Here is a 17,268-nt window from a genome sequence, read left to right on the forward strand (position 1 = left end):
CCGTGTCCGTTGGGCGACGTAACCGTCGGTCAAAGAGCCTGTTGACCTTTGATTGTTAGGCGGGTGTCTCAGCTCACCTAATAATCGATGGAAGTTCGGCGGCTTCTGCTGTTAAATAGATGCATCAGGGGCTGACAACCGAATAGCTAGGGGGACCCACCAATGAGCATGATCGAGCGAATCCGCAACCACCGCGACGCCACCCGCCGCGCCCGTGCCATCGAGCACGCGCTGCGCTCGGCGAACTCGCCGGCGGTCCGCGAGGAGATCCTCGTCATCGCCCAGCGTCACATGAGCTGACGCTCCACAACTTTCCTCACCTCCTCCAGATCGATGGCCCACCCGGCCCACCGGGTGGGCCATCGGCGTTTCCCAGCCACCCACCACCGGGATTCCGCCCTGCCGCAGCGCCCGGTACGGTGGGCTTCGGTCGCCGCCCGCCGACCCGGCAGAGGCCGAGCCGAAGAAGCTGCTCGACACCAACCGGCCACGGTGAGTGACGGCCAGTGCTCCTTGGACGTGTCGTGCCAACACCCGATACCGTGCGGGGAGCCGGCACAGCGGTACGCCGGTGACGCCGGCAGCCACGCCGAGGAGACCGATCGGCACCGGCGAGCCGACATGTGATGGAGGAGGCGCACCCATGACGTCCGAGGGCCCGCACCGCCCCGGCCAAGAGCCGGACGAGGTGTCACAGGGCGCCGGCGGACCGGCGCCGTACGGCGACCGCCCGGCGCAGCCGGACAACGGCCAGAACGCCACCGGCCCCGACCTGGGCTGGGCACCCCCGCCCCCGACGCGGCCCAACCCGTCGACGCCGGCATGGGCGACCCAGTCCGACCAGCCGCCGGCCCCCGCCTGGGGTGCCGCCGCCGCGCCGCAGCCCAACGACCCGGCGCAGCCCGCCTGGGCCGCCGGCGGTGGCGCGAGCGAGCCGCCGCAGCAACAGCCCGGCACCTGGCCCGGCAACGATGGCGCGCCGGCTCCGGCACAGCCCGACCCGTGGGCCGCTCAGCAGCAGAGCTGGACGCCCGCCGAGCAGAGCGCACCCACGCCGACCTGGACCCCGAACGCCCCCGCCGAGCAGCCGGACTGGGTGCAGGCCCAGCCGGCCGCGCGGGGCGCCGCGCAGGTTCCGCCGGCCACCGCCGCCTGGCCCGCCCAGGAGGACCCGGCCAACGGCTGGGGCGGTGCGGCGCAGACCAACCCGCCCGCCGCTGACTGGCGCGGGGTCGAGTCTCCGCAATCCGACTCACCGCAGGCCGCCGGCTGGTCCGGCGGCGCCCAGCAGGACCAGGCCGCCGGCAACGGCGGCTGGCCCGCCGCCGGCGCCCAGGACGACCAGCCGGTGTGGACGCCGGCGGAGCAGTCGCCGCCGGCCTGGGGCCAGCCCGCCGAAGCAACGGAGCAGCCCGCCCCCGGCTGGGGTCAGGCGGCCCAGCCGAACGCGGCCCGTGGCGCCGCCCAGGTCCCGGCCCCGACGACGAACTGGCCCGCGCAGGACGACCCGGCCAACTCCGGCGGGTGGGCCGCACAGCAGCAGGCGCAGCCCGCAGGGTGGAACGACGGCAGCGACGCGCGGCAGGACCAGCCCGCGCAGCCGGCCGCCTGGAGCGGCGCCGAGGGCCGTCCACAGCAGCCCGACTGGGTGCTCTCCCAACCCGAGCAGCCGACCGAGCGGCCGGAGCAGGCGGGGTGGACCCCTGCGGAGCCGAGCAACCTCCCCGCCCGGGCCAGCGCCAGCGTGCCCACCAGCGGCGGCGCACCCAACTGGGCCGCCAGCCCGGACAATGCCGCGCAGGGCAACTCCGGCGGCGTCCCGGAGGCCGAGCCGTGGGCGCCCGGTGAGGTGTGGGGTCGCGCGGAGGCCGAAGCCTCCGCCCAGTCCCGTGGGGGCTGGGAGGCTGACCGGGGCGACGAGGCACCGGCCTACCAGCCCGGGCCCGCGCCGGGCATCTCCCCGACGAACGCGGTGCCGCTGCCTCCGCAGGAGCAGCGCGTCCCGGGTGCCAGCCTGGCGGCCGCCCCGCCGGCCGACTACGCGCCCCAGGCCCAGTTCGCACAGATCCCCGAGCAGCCCGCCTACGCCGAGCGGGAGACCCCGGACGCCGCCGCGCAGTACGGTGGCCGCCCCGAGGACGTCTCCGCAAGCGGCGCGGTGGTGCCCGCCCCGCGTACCTCTCCGGAGTCCGGAGCGGGCCGCGCGGTCGTACCGGTGTCGGACGCCGAATCGGCGGCCGGCGCGGCGGCCCGGGCCACGGCGAGCGCTTCGGTGCCGCTGGCCAGCCGGGTGATGCCACCGACCGACCAGGCGATCCGACCGACCGGCACGGCCACCCCGCAACCCCGGGTGTACGGCCGGGCGGCTCGACCGGAGCCGGAGGCCGAGCCGGAGCCGGAGGCGTTCCAGGGCAACCCGGGCGCCGAGCGCCAGGGCGCTCCGGACTGGCAGAACGACGGCCAGCGGCAGACCGCACCCGACTGGCAGAACGACGCGCCACGGCAGGTTGCACCCGACTGGCAGAACGAGGGCCAGCGGCAGGCCACACCGGACTGGCAGAACGACGGCCAGCGGCAGGTTGGGCCCGGCTGGGGCGGTGAGTCCCCGGCCGATCCGCGCTTCGACGACCGGCAGCCCGCGCCGAACGCGTTCAACGAGGCGCCGCCGGCGTTCCCGCCCGGTGTGCCGTCCTTCGTCGACGCCCCGGGCAACAACAGGCCGGTGAACGGCACCCGGCCGCACGCCGGTGCCGAGCCCCCGGCGGACCAGTTCGGCGGCCCCGGGTCGCCTGCCGCCGGTGCCGCAGCCGTGAACGGGACAGCGACGTTCGGTGCGCCGAACTTCGGTGCCCCTGGGGCCAGCGGGCCGGGCTTCGGTGGGCCGGCGACCGAGCCGGTGCCGGGGGGTGGCTTCCCGCCGTCGTTCCCGCCGCCGTCGCACCCCGCGCCGTCCTGGGGCCAGGACGCCGGCCCGACGGACCAGGGCCGGTTCGACGCGTTCAAGCCGGACGCCGACGAGCCGAAGGTGGAGGCACCGACGCCGAAGGTACGCAACGGTCGGGTGCTGGCCGCGGTGCTGATCGCCGCGGTGCTCATCCTGGCGGTGCCGCTCGGCCTGCTGCTGCTGCTCGGCAAGGTCGGCGGCGACGACACGCCGGCGTTCGACCCGGCGGTCGGCACCTGCGTGAAGCAGTCCGGGGAGGGTGGCGCCTCGGCGGCGGACTGTGGCGAGGCGGGCGCGTTCACGATCGTCTCGAAGGTCGACGCCAAGGAGAAGTGCACCGACACGACGCAGCCCCACGTGGTGCTGCCGGGTGAGGGCACCAACCGGGTGCTCTGCCTGAAGCCGGCCACGAAGTAGCTCCACCGACGGCGGGGTCACGGGCAACCGTGGCTCCGCCGTCGTCGTACCCGCGCCTTCTGCGTCGGGCACAATTTGGTAGTGGAACGCGAGCTGGCGGCGGCGCTGGAGCCGATCTTGTCCGATCTTGGGAAGCCTGGCGGGGTGCAGCCCGATCTTCGCGATGAGCCGTGGCGAGAGGAACCACAGACCGCCAGTGCCTTCCTCTACGCCCCAGACGGTTCCGGCCGAGGGATATCGATCGACCTCGGCCTACCCACCGTGACACAGGTCGTCGCGCTCGCCGACCAGGTTCAGGAGTGGGCAGTGGAGGCACTGTGGTCACTGCGCCGTGCCACCAACTGGCCGCCCTGTCCCCAGCATCCCGAGAGCCACCCTCTGGCAGCGGTAGTGCGCGCCGACCGAGCGGTCTGGATCTGTCCCACAGTTGGTACCGAGATCAGCGAGATTGGGGCGTTAACTAGCTAGGGCCTATGGCGGAGCAGTTGGCCTTGGGCTGTTGCCTCTGCGCGGACGCGGACGAAGGGGCACCGACAGCAGGAACCGCGCGTACAGGTCGACCACCGGCACCGCCGGGAGGTCGTTTACGGCGATCACGAACTGACTCGCGAGGTAGGTCGCCGCCGCCCAGGAATCGCCGGCCGAAAGCGTGGCCCTCGCAGAAGGACACGGGTACGGCTGTCGACACGCCTCGCAGTGCCACGTCGGACGCTGCGGCTGGTGGTCGTTCACCAATGCCGCCCTGCGTAGGCCCGAGGCAGTCCGCAGACACACACGCGAGACCACCACCGGCGACGGCGGTGAATGAGATCGGACCGTACCGGCTGCACTGCTCGACGTAGAGGCATAAGCTCGACTTTGACTGACCAGTTGGCAGGTAGTCAACCCCTCCGGTGACAAGTTGCCTACTCGTGTCACCGGATGGTCCGCCCGTGCGCGTAATGGCCCTGTCCGAGGTCGCCGACTACCTCGGCGTGTCCCGCCAGCGCGCCGCGATCCTGGTTGACCGCCCTGACTTTCCGCCCCCGATGGAGACGTTGACCGTCGGCCGCATCTGGGACGGAGCCCAGGTCCGCGAGTACGCCGCGAAGCGCCGGGAGCGTAACGAAGGCGGCGCAGGCTAGGACGCTTGTCATACGGGTCACGGCAGCTGGGCCCACGGGCCGTGGCAGGCTGGCAGGCATGGGAACGACAGCGCGTGTACGTGCCCCCGAGCTACGGGGCCGGCAGTGGCTCAACACCGGCGGCCGGAATCTCACTTTGCAGGACCTTCGCGGCAAGATCGTCATTGCGGATTTTTGGACGTTCTGCTGCATCAACTGCCTGCACGTGCTCGACGAACTGCGCCCGCTGGAGGAGAAGTACGGCGACGTGCTCGTCGTGATCGGCGTGCACTCGCCGAAGTTCGAGCACGAGAAGGACGCCGACGCGCTCGCCGCCGCCGTGGAGCGGTACGGGGTGCACCACCCCGTACTCGACGATCCTGAGCTGGACATGTGGCAGCAGTACGCGGCCCGGGCCTGGCCGACCCTGTCGGTGATCGACCCCGAGGGTTACGTGGTGGCGACCATGGCCGGCGAGGGGCACGCCGAAGGGCTGGCCCGACTCATCGACGAGCTGATCGCCATTCACGAGGCCAAGGGCACCCTGCACCGGGGGAACGGCCCGTACGTTCCGCCGCCGGCACCGGAGACCGCGCTGCGCTTCCCGGGTAAGGCGGTGCTGCTGCCGAACGGCAACCTGCTGGTCTCGGACTCGGCCCGGCACTCTCTGGTCGAGGTCGCCCCGGACGGCGAGACGCCGGTGCGTCGGATCGGCTCGGGTGAGCGGGGCCGGGCGGACGGGCCGGCCGCGGCGGCGTCGTTCTCCGAACCGCAGGGGGTGTGCCTGCTTCCCACGCATGTCGCCGAGGTGGCCGGCTACGACCTGGTGGTGGCCGACACTGTCAACCACCTGCTGCGCGGCGTACGGCTGGAGTCCGGCGAGGTGGTCACCGTGGCCGGCAGTGGGCGGCAGTGGCGTGCCGAGGTCGACGACCACGCCCACGACGCGTTCGCCGTCGACCTTTCCTCCCCGTGGGACCTGGCCTGGTACGACGACAAGCTGATCATCGCGATGGCCGGTATCCACCAGCTCTGGTGGTTCGACCCGATCAAGCGGACCGCCGGCATGTACGCCGGTACCACTGTGGAGGCGCTGCGCGACGGCCCACTGGGCGAGGCGTGGATGGCCCAGCCGTCCGGGCTCTCCGTCTCCGCCGACGGCACCCGGCTCTGGGTGGCCGACAGCGAGACCAGCTCGGTGCGCTACGTCGAGAACGGTGTGCTGGGCACCGCCGTCGGGCAGGGCCTGTTCGACTTCGGGCACGTGGACGGTCCGGCGGAGAGTGCGCTGCTGCAGCACCCGCTGGGCGTGTGCGCGCTGCCGGACGGCTCGGTGCTGATCGCGGACACGTACAACGGCGCGGTGCGCCGCTTCGACCCGACCACCAACCAGGTGTCGACGGTCGCCGACGGGCTGGCGGAGCCGAGCGACCTGGTGCTCACCCCGTCCGGTGAGGTGCTGGTGGTGGAGTCCGCCGCGCACCGGTTGACCCGGCTCGCGCCGGGTGCCCTGTCGGCGGCGGGCGCCAGCACTGTGGACGGGCCCCGGCACCGCACCGAGCGCAAGCCGACCGACGTCGCGGCCGGCGAGGTCACCCTGGACATCGTCTTCACCCCGGCGCCGGGGCAGAAGCTGGACGAGACGTACGGGCCGTCGACCCGGTTGGTGGTCTCCGCGTCCCCGCCGGAGTTGCTGGTGGACGGCGCCGGCACGGGCACCGAGCTGTCCCGTCGGCTGGTGCTCAACGGCGAGGTCACCGCAGGGGTGCTCCAGGTGACCGCCCAGGCGGCGACCTGTGACGCGGACGTCGAACACGCGGCGTGCCACCTGACCCGGCAGGACTGGGGCGTACCGGTCCGGGTGGTCGACGGCGCCGTGACCCGGCTGCCGCTGGTGCTTCGCGGCTTGGACGCCTGACGCGATCGGAGGGGCCCGCTGGGCCCCTCCGATCAGGCGAACGGGGCCAGTGTGATGTCGGCGTCGATCAGGGTGGCGCGGACGAGTTCGGCGGCGGAGACCGCGCCCGGGGTGTCGCCGTGCACGCAGATCGAGTCGACCGAGCAGGGGATGACTGTGCCGTCGACCGCCACCACGCTGCGTTCGATGGCCATCCGCGCCGCCCGTTCGGCCACCTGCTCGGGGTCGGTGATCACCGCGCCGGGGGTGCCGCGCGGCACCAGCGCCCCGGTGGGCAGGTAGGCCCGGTCGGCGAAGGCCTCGGCGACCACCGGCAGACCCGCACCGACGGCCAGTTGGGCGAGCGTCGAGCCGGGCAGGCAGAGCACGGGCAGCTCGGGGTCGTAAGCGCTGACCGCGGAAACCACCGCCGCCGCCTGGGACTCGTCGGTGCTGGCCGCGTGGTAGAGCGCGCCGTGCGGCTTCAGGTAGCGGACCCGGGTGCGGAACAGCCGGCAGAACGCGTCCAGCGCCCCCAGCTGATAGATCACCTCGTCGCGCAGCTCGGCGAAGTCGTACGCGATGTGCCGCCGGCCGAAGCCGGCCAGGTCGCGGTAGCCGACCTGCGCGCCCACCGCGACCCCGCGTCGCGCGGCGCCCTCGCAGACCCGCCGCATGGTGGACGGGTCGCCACCGTGGAAGCCGCAGGCGACGTTGGCGGAGGTGACGAGGCCCAGCAGCGCCTCGTCGTCGCCGAGTCGCCAGATGCCGAATCCCTCGCCCAGGTCAGCGTTGAGGTCCATGGAATCTGACGGTAGTACCTGGCCGGGCCTGCGCGAGCGGGGTCACGTCGGTGACCACCCCGATGACTGGGTATCCACCAGTGGTCGGATGGTCCGCGAGGAAGATCAGGGGTTGGCCGTCCGCCGGCACCTGCACCGCGCCGAGCACGATGCCCTCGCTGGGGAGTTCGCCGGTGACCGCGCGGGGCAGCGCCGCGCCGGCGAGCCGCGCGCCGACCCGGTTGCTCACCGGGCTGATGGTGTACGCGCTGCCGAAGAGCCGGTCGAACGCGGTAGGGGTGAACCAGTCTTCGCGAGGGCCGGGGCCGAGCGTCAGGCGCAGTTCCGACGCGGGGCTGGCGCAGACGGTCGAATCCACCGGCGCGGGTGCGTCGACCGGCTCGCCGAGCGGCAGTTGGTCGCCGTCGCGCAACGGTGCCGGGCCGAGCCCGGAGAGGGTGTCGGTGGACCGGCTGCCGAGCACCTGTGGCACGTCGACGCCGCCCGCCACCGCCAGCCAGCTCCGTACGCCCCGTCGGGCGGGACCGATCCGCAGCACCGTCCCGGCTGGCACGCTGAGCGGGCGCCCGGTGTCACCGGGCCGAACGCCCGCCTGGACCGGCACCTCGGCGCCGGTCACCGCCACCGTGGTGGCCCGGGTCATCCGCAGGGTGCAGCCGGTCAGGGTGATCTCCAGGCCGGCCGCGTGCTCCGGATTGCCGACCAGTCGGTTGGCCAACCGCAGGGCGCCCGGGTCGAGGGCACCGGACCGGGGTACGCCCAGGTGCGCCCAGCCGGGCCGGCCCAGGTCCTGCACGGTGGTGAGCGCGCCGGCGCGGAGCACCTCGATGGTGGGCGGGTGGGTCACGCCGCCACCATCCGGACCGTGCTGCCCGGGCCGAGTCGGGCCGGCGGGTCGGCGGCCACGTCGAACAGCACCAGGTCGGTCCGACCGACCAGCTGCCAGCCGCCCGGCGACGCGCCCGGATAGATTCCGGCGTACGGGCCGGCCAGCGCGACCGAGCCGGCAGGCACCCGGGGACGGGGTGTGGCCAGCCGGGGCAGCGCCAACTCGGCGGGCAACCCGGTCAGGTAGGGGAATCCGGGGGCGAAGCCGCAGAAGGCGACCCGGAACCGGGTGCTGGTCAACCGGTGCCGCACTGCCGCCACGTCCACGCCCCAGTGCTCCGCCACCGCCGGCAGGTCCGGCCCGTCGAAGAAGACCGGTACGACCACGTCGTCTTGGGTTTTGGTTTCGTCGTTGGCGTCGGCGTGATTGGGGCGGGTGGTCGCGGCGGCGACGGCGGACGCCCACCGGGTCAGCTGCTGGGCGGTGGTGGTCGGGTCGGGCAGGCCGTCGAGCAGGACGGTCCGGGCGGCCGGCACGATCTCGACGGCGATCAGGTCGCCTTGCTCCCGGCGCCGCCACAGCTCAGCCCGCCACGCTTCGACCAGCTCGGCCTCGGGGATGTCGGCGGGGGCTGTGCAGTCGAGTAGCAGGGCGTGCGCCCCGACGGGTCGGATCCGCATCCGCTCATCCTCGCCGATGTCGTGCCGATCTGGTGTTCACGATTAAGGTGCCGGGTGTCACCAACGCCACTACTTACAAGTAACCTACGGTGTCGTAACCTGACTGGGTGACCACCTCCGCCCCGCTTCGCCTGAAGCCGGTCGACATCGGTAAGCCCCGGATGCGCGGCTGGCTACACACGTACGCCTTCTTCGTCGCCCTGGTCTGCGGCATCGTGCTCTGCTCGATCGCCGCCACCCAACCGGGGTGGGCGCCCCTGGTGAGCTGCCTCATCTACAGCCTGACGGTGTGCGGGCTCTTCGGCACGAGCGCGCTGTACCACCGTCGTGTGTGGTCAGAGCGCGGCTACCAGGTGATGCGCCGGATGGACCATTCGATGATCTTCGTGTTCATCGCCGGCACGTACACACCGCTCTGCGCGATGCTGCTCGCGCCCCGGCCGGCCACCGTGATGCTGGCCCTGGTCTGGGGCGGCGCGCTGGCCGGTGTGGCGCTCAAGGTGGTCTGGCCGCACGCGCCGCGCTGGGTGTCCGCGCCGCTCTACCTGGCGCTGGGCTGGGTGGCGGTGGCCATGCTGCCGGAGATCCTTCACGGGGGCGGCGTCGCGGCGCTGGTGCTGCTGATCATCGGCGGCGCGATCTACAGCATCGGCGCGGTCTTCTACGCGTTGCGCCGGCCCAATCCGTGGCCGACCGTCTTCGGCCACCACGAGTTCTTCCACGCCTGCACGCTGCTGGCGGCGCTCTGTCACCACATCGCGATCTATTTCGCCCTGTTCGCCTGACCCGACCGGCCGCCCGGCGAGAAACGCCGCGGCGGCGGGCGCCATGATCGTGCTCGATCCAGGAAATAGTGGCCTCGCTCGTACCCCGAGGGCCCTGTTTCCTGGATCGAGCACGATCTCCACCCGACGCCGCGCCCAGGATCGGGCCCTCACCTCCTGGCAGGGGCGGCGGCGATCTCGTCGCGCATCCACGACACGGAGACGCGAGCCGGGGCCCCGCGACGCTGCGGGACCCCGGAGTGGGTGAGCGAGGATCAGACCGGCCGGCCCGGCCGACGCACCTCGCGGTACTCCTGCACGACCTGGTTGTCCTGGACCGGCACGACCCGGTCGGCCACCACGCGCTCCTCGCGTACCGGCGCGGCGACCACCGTGCGGCGGCGACTGTTCCAGAAGTAGAGGGTGGCGAGCAGGCCGGCGACGCCGGCGAGCATCAGCACCCAGCCGACCACGGCCAGGTCCAGCCAACCCAGGTCGGCCTCCACTGCGAACGCGAAGATCGCGCCTAATGCGATCAAGAAGATGCTGCCACCAATGCCCATGTCTCGCTCCTCGGCTCTAACCTGGCGTACGTCGCGCCGCGGCCGTCGGTAGGGGTGCGGCATCCATCGACTTACCCAGGCACGGAGATCGCCAATCGGGCAAGCTGGGGGCATGACGGACGCCGGACCCGACACACGGACACTTGTGTTGCTGCGGCACGCGAAGGCCGAGCAGGGCAGCGACGCGGCGGACGACGCTGAGCGGCCACTGAGCGCACGCGGGACCGCCGACGCGGCTGCGGCGGGGGCCTGGTTGGCGCACCACGGGCTGCTGCCCGACGTGGTGATCTGCTCGACGGCCCTTCGCACCCGGCAGACCTGGCACGGGGTGGCGATGGGGATGACCGGTTCACCGCCGGAGGGTGGCCCGACCGGTCCTCGCCCGACCGTCCGTTACGAGCCGGGCGCGTACGACGCCCACCCCGAGGAGTTGTTGTCGCTGGTCCGCACGGTGGAGCCGGCGGCCCGCACGGCGCTGCTCATTGCCCACAATCCGGGCATATCGCTGCTCTCGGCGCTCCTCGATCCCGAGGGAGCCGACGATGAGGGGCTGCGCACCGCCGAGCTGGCTGTGCACCGCTGCCCGGTCGGCTGGACGGAGTTGAGCCGGGCGGGAGCGCCGCTCACGGCCCGACACACCGCGCGCGACTGAGCCACCCGTCGACGATCGGCGGGTGGCTCAGGGTGCGCGTCCGGGTCGTCCGAGATCAGGACGGCGGCGCGGTCGGTGGCGGCGGGTCCGGCGGTGGCGGCATCATCGCCGTCGGATGAGACAGCCGGTTCTCCTCCACGATGAGGGTCCGGGCCCGCTTGCGCCGGTCCTGCCAGAACCAGACCGTGGTCAGCAGTACGGCAAGCCCGGCCAGGATGAACACCCAGCCGACCGCGCGTACGTCGATCCACCAGACGTTGGCTCTCAGCGCGAAGGTCAGGATCGCGCCGATGGCGATGAGAAAAATGCCGCTTCCTACACCCATGTGCGCTGCACTCCCCCGTGCGGTGGCTCTGGGCGTTCCCTTTCGAGGTCATGCGACGGTTACCCGCCACGCCAGCGGCATACCCGGCCGGACTCGGCCAATACGTGCCCGCCGCCACGGCGGGACGGCGACGGCCGGCGAGGCAGACAGCCCCGCCGGCCGTTGCGGTGTCGGGTGGTGCGACCCGAAACCGTCAGACGTGCCGTGGCACGCTCAGAAGGCCTCCTCCGGGAGGTCCATGATGTCGAGGTCGGCACCCTCGATGATCCGCCGGTCGGCACCGATGCGGGGCAGCACCTCACGGGCGAAGAAGCGGGCGGCGGCCACCTTGCCGGTGTAGAACGCCTTGTCGCTGGCGGAGACGTCGCCGGCCAGCGCCTTCAGCGCCACGTCGGCCTGCTTCTGCAGCAGCCAGCCGACCACCAGGTCGCCGATCGACAGCAGGAAGCGCCGGCTGCTCAGCCCGACCTTGTAGAGGGCGCGGGTGTCGCCGCCCTGCGCCTCGCCCAGCCAGCCGGTCATGACACCGAGGATGTTCTGGACCTCGCCGAGCGCCTTGCCGAGCGCCTGCCGCTCCTCCTTGAGCTGGCCGTTGCCCGCCTCGGAGGAGATGAACTCCTGGATCTCGCCGGCGACCGCCATGAGGGCCTTGCCGTTGTCCCGCACGATCTTGCGGAAGATCAGGTCCAGGCTCTGGATGGCGGTGGTGCCCTCGTACAGGGTGTCGATCTTGGCGTCCCGGACGTACTGCTCCAGCGGGTAGTCCTGGAGGAAGCCGGAGCCGCCGAAGGTCTGCAGGGCCTCGTGCCCGAGCATCTCGTACGCCCGCTCCGAACCGACGCCCTTGACCAGCGGCAGCAGCAGGTCGTTTACCCGCTTGGCCAGCTTGGTGGCCTTCTCGTCGCCGGCCGCCTCGGCGATGGCGACCTTGTCCTGCCAGGTGGCGGTGTAGAGAACCAGGGCGCGCAGACCCTCGGCGTACGACTTCTGCAGCAGCAGTGAGCGTCGCACGTCCGGGTGGTGGGTGATGGTGACCCGGGGGGCGGTCTTGTCCGCCTGCTGGATCAGGTCGGCGCCCTGCACCCGGTTCTTCGCGTACTCAAGGGCGTTGAGGTAGCCGGTGGAGAGGGTGGCAATGGCCTTGGTGCCGACCAGCATCCGGGCGTACTCGATGATCATGAACATCTGCCGGATGCCGTCGTGCTTGTCGCCCAGCAGCCAGCCCTTGGCCGGTACGCCGTGCTCGCCGAAGGTCAACTCGCAGGTGTTGGAGACCTTCAGGCCCATCTTGTGCTCGACGTTCGTGGTGTAGACGCCGTTGCGCTCACCCAGCTCGCCGGTGGTCTCGTCGAAGTGGAACTTCGGCACCACGAAGAGCGACAGGCCCTTGGTGCCGGGGCCACCGACGCCCTCCACGCCCACCGGGCGGGCCAGCACGTAGTGCACGATGTTGTCGCTGAGGTCGTGCTCACCCGAGGTGATGAAGCGCTTGACGCCTTCGATGTGCCAGGAGCCGTCCGGCTGCTGGATCGCCCGGGCGCGGCCGGCGCCCACGTCCGAGCCGGCGTCCGGCTCGGTGAGCACCATTGTGGAGCCCCACTGCTTGTCGATGAAGAGCTTGGCCCACCCCTTCTGCCGCTCGGTGCCCTCGACGTGCAGCACGTGCGCGAAGGACGGGCCGGAGGCGTACATCCAGATCGGGGCGTTCGAGCCGAGCACCAACTCGGCGAGCGCCCACCAGAGGGCGCGCGGCGCGTTGGTGCCGCCCAGCGCCGGCGGCAGGTCCAGTCGCCAGAACTCGGAGTCCATGAATGCCTGGTAGGACTTCTTGAACGACTCCGGGAGCGGTGCGGTGTGCGTGGCCGGGTCGAACACCGGCGGGTTGCGGTCGCTGTCCGTGTAGCTGGCGGCCAGGTCCTCGCGAGCGAGGCGATCAAGCTCGGAGAGGAAACTACGGGCGGTGTCGGCGTCGAGTTCGGAGTACGGTTCCTGGCCGAATGCCTGGTCCGCCCCGAACACCTCGAACAGGTTGAACTCAAGGTCCCGCAGGTTGCTCTTGTAGTGGGTCATGCTCGCTGGCCCCGCTTCCGGACAGGTGTTACCGATCAGTAACCCCGACTGTATTACTCGCGGGTAGGCAGCGACAAGCGGATCACCCAAGTGACGGCGATTACACACCTCCGGGTGCGACCGCTCGGCTCAGCTCTCGGCGGCGCCGACCTCCCAGCTCGGGACGGCTACCGCCGCGCCGGCACGGGTGCCGACGTACTCCATCAGGACCAGCGCGATGTCATCGTCAAGCCGACCGTGCACCCACTCGACCAGGGCGGTCTCCAACGACGCCAGCCCGTCGGCGACAGTGCCGTGGCCGAGCAGTCGCCAGGCCCGGTCGGCGGTGGGGAAAAACTCGCCGTCCCGCCGCGCCTCGCCGAGGCCGTCGGTGAACAACAACAGCCGGTCCCCGGGCTCCAGGCGTTCGACCCGGGGACGGACCACCGGCATGAACCCGAGCGGAGGCGCCGGGGCCGGCGGTTCCAGCGGGATCACCGCGCCGCGGCGCAGCAGCAGCGGTGGCGGGTGCCCGCAGTTGACGATCGTGAGGGTGCCGCCACGCTCCTCGACCAGTGCCGCCGTCACGAAGTCCTCGTCGCCGACGTTACGAGCCACCGCGCGGTCCAGGTCGGCGACGACGGCACGCAGGTCGGCCCGCTCGTACGCCACGTGCCGGTAGGAACCGAGGACGATGCTGGCCAGCCGGACCGCGTCCAGGCCCTTGCCGCGCACGTCACCGATGATCATGCGGACGCCGTAGGGCGTGTCGATCGCCTCGTACAGGTCGCCGCCGATCTCGGCCGTCGCCGTGGAGGAGATGTAGCGGCCGGCGACCGAGAGCGTGCCGACCTGCGGGCCGAGCGGGCGCAACACCGCCTGCTGGGCCACCGAGGCGAGCTTGGTCAGCTCGACGATCCGCTCGGCCTGCCGCTGCCGAACCCACGCCACCGCCACGGCCAACGCGGTGGTGAGCGCGACCGCGACAACGCTGACCGAGGTGGCCAACGAGACCTTCGGCGCGACCAGTGCGAAGCCGGCGCCGATCAGTGTCGCCGCGACCCCCACACCCAGGACCACCACCCAGGACGCCAGGGCGGCGGCGAGAACCGGCGCGGCCGCCAGGAGCGCGACGTAGTGCACCTTGCGGCCGTCCGCCGCCTCCACCGCCGACACGATCGCGAGCAGAACGAGGGCCGCGCCGAGGCCGGCGCGGGATCCGGGGCTCAGCGGGCGACGGCCCGACTGGAGGAGTCGCGTGGGTACGAGGGACAGTTTGCCTGATCCACGTGAACCGGTGAATGAACCTGACCCGTCGTCCGAGGAGGTTCTGTCCGGCCGGCCCAGTCGGCCGGCCGAATCGCCGTCGCCGGTCCCGGTCAGCCGAGGACCTCGTAGCGGACGGTGAGCGCGCCCACGTCGACCGAGGCGATGGTGGCGAAGGCGGCCCGGGAGAGGTCCAGGCAGCGGCCGTCGATGAACGGGCCGCGGTCGTTGATCCGTACCGTCACCGACTTGCCGTTGGCCGGGTTGGTCACCCGGACCTTGGTGTTGAACGGCAGGGTCTTGTGCGCGGCGGTCAGCGCGTCCGGGTTGAACGACTCGCCGTTGGCGGTGAGCTGCCCGTCGGAGTAGAACGAGGCGCCGCACGAGCCGCTCTCCAGCACCTTCGCGGCGGCGGTGGTCTTCTTGACGGTCGGCTTGGGCTTCGGCCTCGGCGACGAGCTGCGCTCCTTGCTCCGGGAGGCGGCCTGCTGCGACCGGGTCGCCGACGGGCTGGCGGTCACGCTCGGCGAGGCGCTGACGCTCGGGGAGACGGCTGGGGAGCTGGGGGCGAGGCTGCTCGCGGCGGTCGGGGTGAGGTCGAGAGCCGTCTGCGCCGACTGGTCGGAGCCGGAGACGAGCTGCACGGCACCGACAGTGCCCCCCACGGCGAGGGCGACGCCGACCGCCGCGGTGGCCACGATGCCCGCCGGGGAGGAGAAGATGCGGGTACGGGAGTGCTTGCCTGCCACCGGCCCGGTCCTTTCGTCGTCTGAACAAACCGGGTCGGACCGTAACGAGAGAAGCACTTCCGAAGTCAACGTGATCATGATGGTATGCCCGGATTTGCACAGGTACGTGTAGCCGATCATCCGATCCGGGGTGGGCCGGGCGGCCCAACTGCCAGCACGCCCACCGCGCGTGCCGCAGGATGGGCGGATGTCCGCTGAGCTGACCGAACGCCTGGCCACCCTGTTCCAGTGGATCGACCCCGGCCCGGGCACCAGTCACCTGGTCAGCGACATCTCCGGTTGGTGGCGGGACCCGGCGGTGCTGGCCGAGCTGGGACCGGCCCTGGTGGCGCCGTACCGGGCCGCCCGACCGACTGTGGTGCTGTCGCCGGCCGTCACCGGGCTGCTGCTCGGACCGTTGGCCGCCACCGCCCTCGGGGTCGGCTTCGTGGCCGCCCACAAACCCGGTGACGGACGACTGCCGGCCGGGCCGCTCACCTGGGCGCAGAGCCCACCGGACTACCGGGGCCGACAGGTCGACCTCGCCGTACGGGACCGGCACATCGGCCCCGACGACCGGGTGCTGGTGGTGGACGACTGGGTGCGTACCGGTGCGCAGCTACGCGCCCTCTACGACATCTGCGCCGCCCGGGGCGCCGAGGTGCTGGGCACCGCGGTGGTGGCCGTGGACTGCCCGCCCGACGTCGCGGCCGACCTACGGATCACCGGCCTGATCAACGCCGCGGATCTGACCACTTGACCTGAAGCAAGGTTCAGCACCGACGATCGGCCGATGAGTGACGGAGTTCTCGACGAGGCGTACGAGCGGCTGCACCGCACCGGCCCCGAATATCAGGGCTGGCTCTCCAACCACGGGCCGATGGCCGTCGAGGCGTTGGTCCGACACGGGCACCCGCACCGGGTGCACCGCTGGCTCGACGACTACCTCGGCCGCCTGGACGAGCTGCCCCGGGGCCTGCACCCGATTGACGACTGGCAGTCGGCGCTGGGCGATCCGAAGCGGGCCGGTGACTGGCTGGCCTACTTCGACCGACAACTACGCGAACACCCGTGGCGTGCGGTGCTCGGCACCTGGTGGCCCCGGCTGCTGCCGGGCATCGCCGCCGGCGCCACGCACGGCGTGATCCGGGTCGGGCACGCCGTCCGCGCACTCGAACCGGACGACGGAAACCGGCAGCGGCTCACCGAGTTGGGCCAGGCCCTCGGCTACTGGGCGGCCCGCTGGCAGCCGATCCCCGGCACCGACCAACTGCTCGCCGGCGAGACGGACCAGCCGGGCACCGACGACATCGACGTAGCGGCCGCGCTGGCCGGGCTGCCCCGGATCGACGAGCAGACCGGGGGCGTCCGGGATCGGCTGGACCAGCTGTCCGGCGTACCCCGATGGGAGCCGGCCCTCGCGACGCTGCGGCCCGTGCGGAGCCCGGCCGAGGCGGAGCGCGGGCTCACCACGCTGGTGCACCGGGCCGGCCTCGACTACCTGCGCTTCGGGCACGCCGCGCCGGTCATGCTGGTGCACCTCGGTGTACGCCCCGGCCGACGGCATCGCACCACCGACCGTCACCCCCGCGACGCCGGCGGAGGTCTTCGCCCGCGCGGCCCGGCACGGCGACGAGCACGTGGTCAAGCTGGCCGACGCGATCCTCGACGCGTACGCGACAAGTGGTGACGAGCGGCTGCTCACCGCACCCGGCTACGCCGGCCAACTGATCTGAGCGGGGCGGCGCGTAATGCGGCGGCGAGCCGGGCGGTGCTGGCCTAGCCTCGGCAGGATGTGGCCTCGGATAGGTGAACTGCGCGCCCTCGCCCTCGGCACCCCCGGCGAGTTGCGGGCAACCCTCAACACCCTGGTGCTGGCCGGTGTGAAGACCGCGACGGCCGGCCGGCTCGCCGAGTACGCGGAAGAAGGCGAGGAGCTGGAGCACGTCGGCGAACGCCTGGCCCTGGTCGACGACGACAACGCCCTGGCCGGCGTCGTGGAGATCACCGGAGTCGAGGTGGTCCGTTTCGCCGACGTGCCCTGGGACTTCGCCCTAGCCGAGGGCGAGGGTGACCGCTCGATCGAGGAGTGGCGGGCCGGGCACTCGGCCTACTGGGCGCGGCTCGGCACACCTGTCGACGGCGACACCCCGATCGTCTGCCTCCGCTTTCGGCTGGTCTCCGGCGGTGAGGGCGGTGTGGCAAGTGGCGACCTCGGCACCTGACCCGGCGGCTCCGGCCCGGACCG

Annotated in this window: 18 protein-coding genes; 10 read left to right on the plus strand and 8 right to left on the minus strand. The window is 72.2% G+C overall.

Going from position 1 to position 17,268, the window contains the following annotated elements:
- The first annotated feature begins 162 nt into the window (after nt 1-162).
- The 5 genes from ABZU74_RS02345 (at nt 163) to ABZU74_RS02365 (ending at nt 6,382) form a co-directional block, all read left to right on the plus strand.
- Nucleotides 163-300 (plus strand): hypothetical protein, encoded by a 138-nt coding sequence (locus ABZU74_RS02345; protein WP_165435866.1) that lies wholly within the window; start codon nt 163-165, stop codon nt 298-300.
- Nucleotides 301-643: 343 nt separating this feature from the next.
- Nucleotides 644-3,361 (plus strand): hypothetical protein, encoded by a 2,718-nt coding sequence (locus ABZU74_RS02350; RefSeq protein WP_355417423.1) that lies wholly within the window; start codon nt 644-646, stop codon nt 3,359-3,361.
- Nucleotides 3,362-3,442: 81 nt separating this feature from the next.
- On the plus strand, nt 3,443-3,829 hold the full coding sequence (locus tag ABZU74_RS02355) for a hypothetical protein (RefSeq protein WP_355417426.1): 387 nt from the start codon (nt 3,443-3,445) through the stop codon (nt 3,827-3,829).
- Between the two features lie 464 nt (nt 3,830-4,293).
- Nucleotides 4,294-4,485, plus strand: a complete 192-nt coding sequence (locus tag ABZU74_RS02360; protein WP_203120615.1) for a hypothetical protein — start codon at nt 4,294-4,296, stop codon at nt 4,483-4,485.
- Between the two features lie 58 nt (nt 4,486-4,543).
- Nucleotides 4,544-6,382 carry an NHL domain-containing thioredoxin family protein gene (locus ABZU74_RS02365; protein WP_355417429.1) on the plus strand — a complete coding sequence of 613 codons (1,839 nt, stop codon included), beginning with the start codon at nt 4,544-4,546 and terminating at the stop codon, nt 6,380-6,382.
- 32 nt (nt 6,383-6,414) lie between these two features.
- Here the strand turns inward: ABZU74_RS02365 and ABZU74_RS02370 are convergent, their stop codons facing one another.
- Genes ABZU74_RS02370 through ABZU74_RS02380 form a run of 3 tightly spaced genes read right to left on the minus strand, consistent with a single transcriptional unit; the run spans nt 6,415 to nt 8,673 of the window.
- On the minus strand, nt 6,415-7,164 hold the full coding sequence (locus ABZU74_RS02370; RefSeq protein ID WP_355417432.1) for a 5-oxoprolinase subunit PxpA: 750 nt from the start codon (nt 7,162-7,164) through the stop codon (nt 6,415-6,417).
- Nucleotides 7,148-8,011 (minus strand): biotin-dependent carboxyltransferase family protein, encoded by an 864-nt coding sequence (locus tag ABZU74_RS02375; RefSeq protein ID WP_355417435.1) that lies wholly within the window; start codon nt 8,009-8,011, stop codon nt 7,148-7,150. The genes ABZU74_RS02370 and ABZU74_RS02375 overlap by 17 nt, the downstream gene beginning before the upstream one ends.
- Complete coding sequence (locus tag ABZU74_RS02380) at nt 8,008-8,673, minus strand: allophanate hydrolase subunit 1 (RefSeq protein WP_355417438.1); 666 nt, start codon at nt 8,671-8,673, stop codon at nt 8,008-8,010. The genes ABZU74_RS02375 and ABZU74_RS02380 overlap by 4 nt, the downstream gene beginning before the upstream one ends.
- A gap of 107 nt (nt 8,674-8,780) precedes the next feature.
- Between ABZU74_RS02380 and ABZU74_RS02385 the strand changes: the two genes are divergently transcribed.
- Entirely contained in the window at nt 8,781-9,458 is a 678-nt protein-coding gene (locus ABZU74_RS02385) for a hemolysin III family protein (RefSeq protein WP_355417441.1), read from the plus strand.
- A gap of 254 nt (nt 9,459-9,712) precedes the next feature.
- Here the strand turns inward: ABZU74_RS02385 and ABZU74_RS02390 are convergent, their stop codons facing one another.
- Nucleotides 9,713-10,000: a DUF6458 family protein gene (locus ABZU74_RS02390; protein WP_355417444.1), complete on the minus strand. Its 288-nt coding sequence runs from the start codon at nt 9,998-10,000 to the stop codon at nt 9,713-9,715.
- Between the two features lie 112 nt (nt 10,001-10,112).
- Here ABZU74_RS02390 and ABZU74_RS02395 point away from each other — a divergent pair, with 112 nt between their 5' ends.
- On the plus strand, nt 10,113-10,652 hold the full coding sequence (locus ABZU74_RS02395) for a histidine phosphatase family protein (RefSeq protein WP_355417447.1): 540 nt from the start codon (nt 10,113-10,115) through the stop codon (nt 10,650-10,652).
- Between the two features lie 55 nt (nt 10,653-10,707).
- On the opposite strand, the gene ABZU74_RS02400 is transcribed toward ABZU74_RS02395, so the two are convergent.
- From ABZU74_RS02400 to ABZU74_RS02415, 4 genes are all read right to left on the minus strand, one after another.
- On the minus strand, nt 10,708-10,977 hold the full coding sequence (locus ABZU74_RS02400) for a DUF6458 family protein (protein WP_030487564.1): 270 nt from the start codon (nt 10,975-10,977) through the stop codon (nt 10,708-10,710).
- Nucleotides 10,978-11,190: 213 nt separating this feature from the next.
- Nucleotides 11,191-13,047, minus strand: coding sequence for an acyl-CoA dehydrogenase (locus ABZU74_RS02405; RefSeq protein ID WP_355417450.1), 1,857 nt, complete (start codon nt 13,045-13,047; stop codon nt 11,191-11,193).
- Nucleotides 13,048-13,176: 129 nt separating this feature from the next.
- The gene (locus ABZU74_RS02410; protein WP_355418231.1) at nt 13,177-14,301 is read right to left on the minus strand and encodes a PP2C family protein-serine/threonine phosphatase; all 1,125 of its coding nucleotides are present in this window, start codon (nt 14,299-14,301) and stop codon (nt 13,177-13,179) included.
- A 104-nt stretch (nt 14,302-14,405) separates the two neighbouring features.
- Entirely contained in the window at nt 14,406-15,041 is a 636-nt protein-coding gene (locus ABZU74_RS02415; protein ID WP_355417453.1) for a septal ring lytic transglycosylase RlpA family protein, read from the minus strand.
- A 187-nt stretch (nt 15,042-15,228) separates the two neighbouring features.
- Between ABZU74_RS02415 and ABZU74_RS02420 the strand changes: the two genes are divergently transcribed.
- From ABZU74_RS02420 to ABZU74_RS02430, 3 genes are all read left to right on the plus strand, one after another.
- Nucleotides 15,229-15,780, plus strand: coding sequence for a phosphoribosyltransferase family protein (locus ABZU74_RS02420; RefSeq protein ID WP_355417456.1), 552 nt, complete (start codon nt 15,229-15,231; stop codon nt 15,778-15,780).
- Nucleotides 15,781-15,813: 33 nt separating this feature from the next.
- Nucleotides 15,814-16,710 (plus strand): questin oxidase family protein, encoded by an 897-nt coding sequence (locus tag ABZU74_RS02425; protein ID WP_355417459.1) that lies wholly within the window; start codon nt 15,814-15,816, stop codon nt 16,708-16,710.
- A 103-nt stretch (nt 16,711-16,813) separates the two neighbouring features.
- Nucleotides 16,814-17,245, plus strand: a complete 432-nt coding sequence (locus tag ABZU74_RS02430) for an ASCH domain-containing protein (RefSeq protein WP_355417462.1) — start codon at nt 16,814-16,816, stop codon at nt 17,243-17,245.
- The last annotated feature ends 23 nt before the right edge of the window (nt 17,246-17,268 follow it).

This window comes from Micromonospora sp. NPDC005171 (assembly GCF_040608575.1).
GTDB lineage: Bacteria > Actinomycetota > Actinomycetes > Mycobacteriales > Micromonosporaceae > Micromonospora.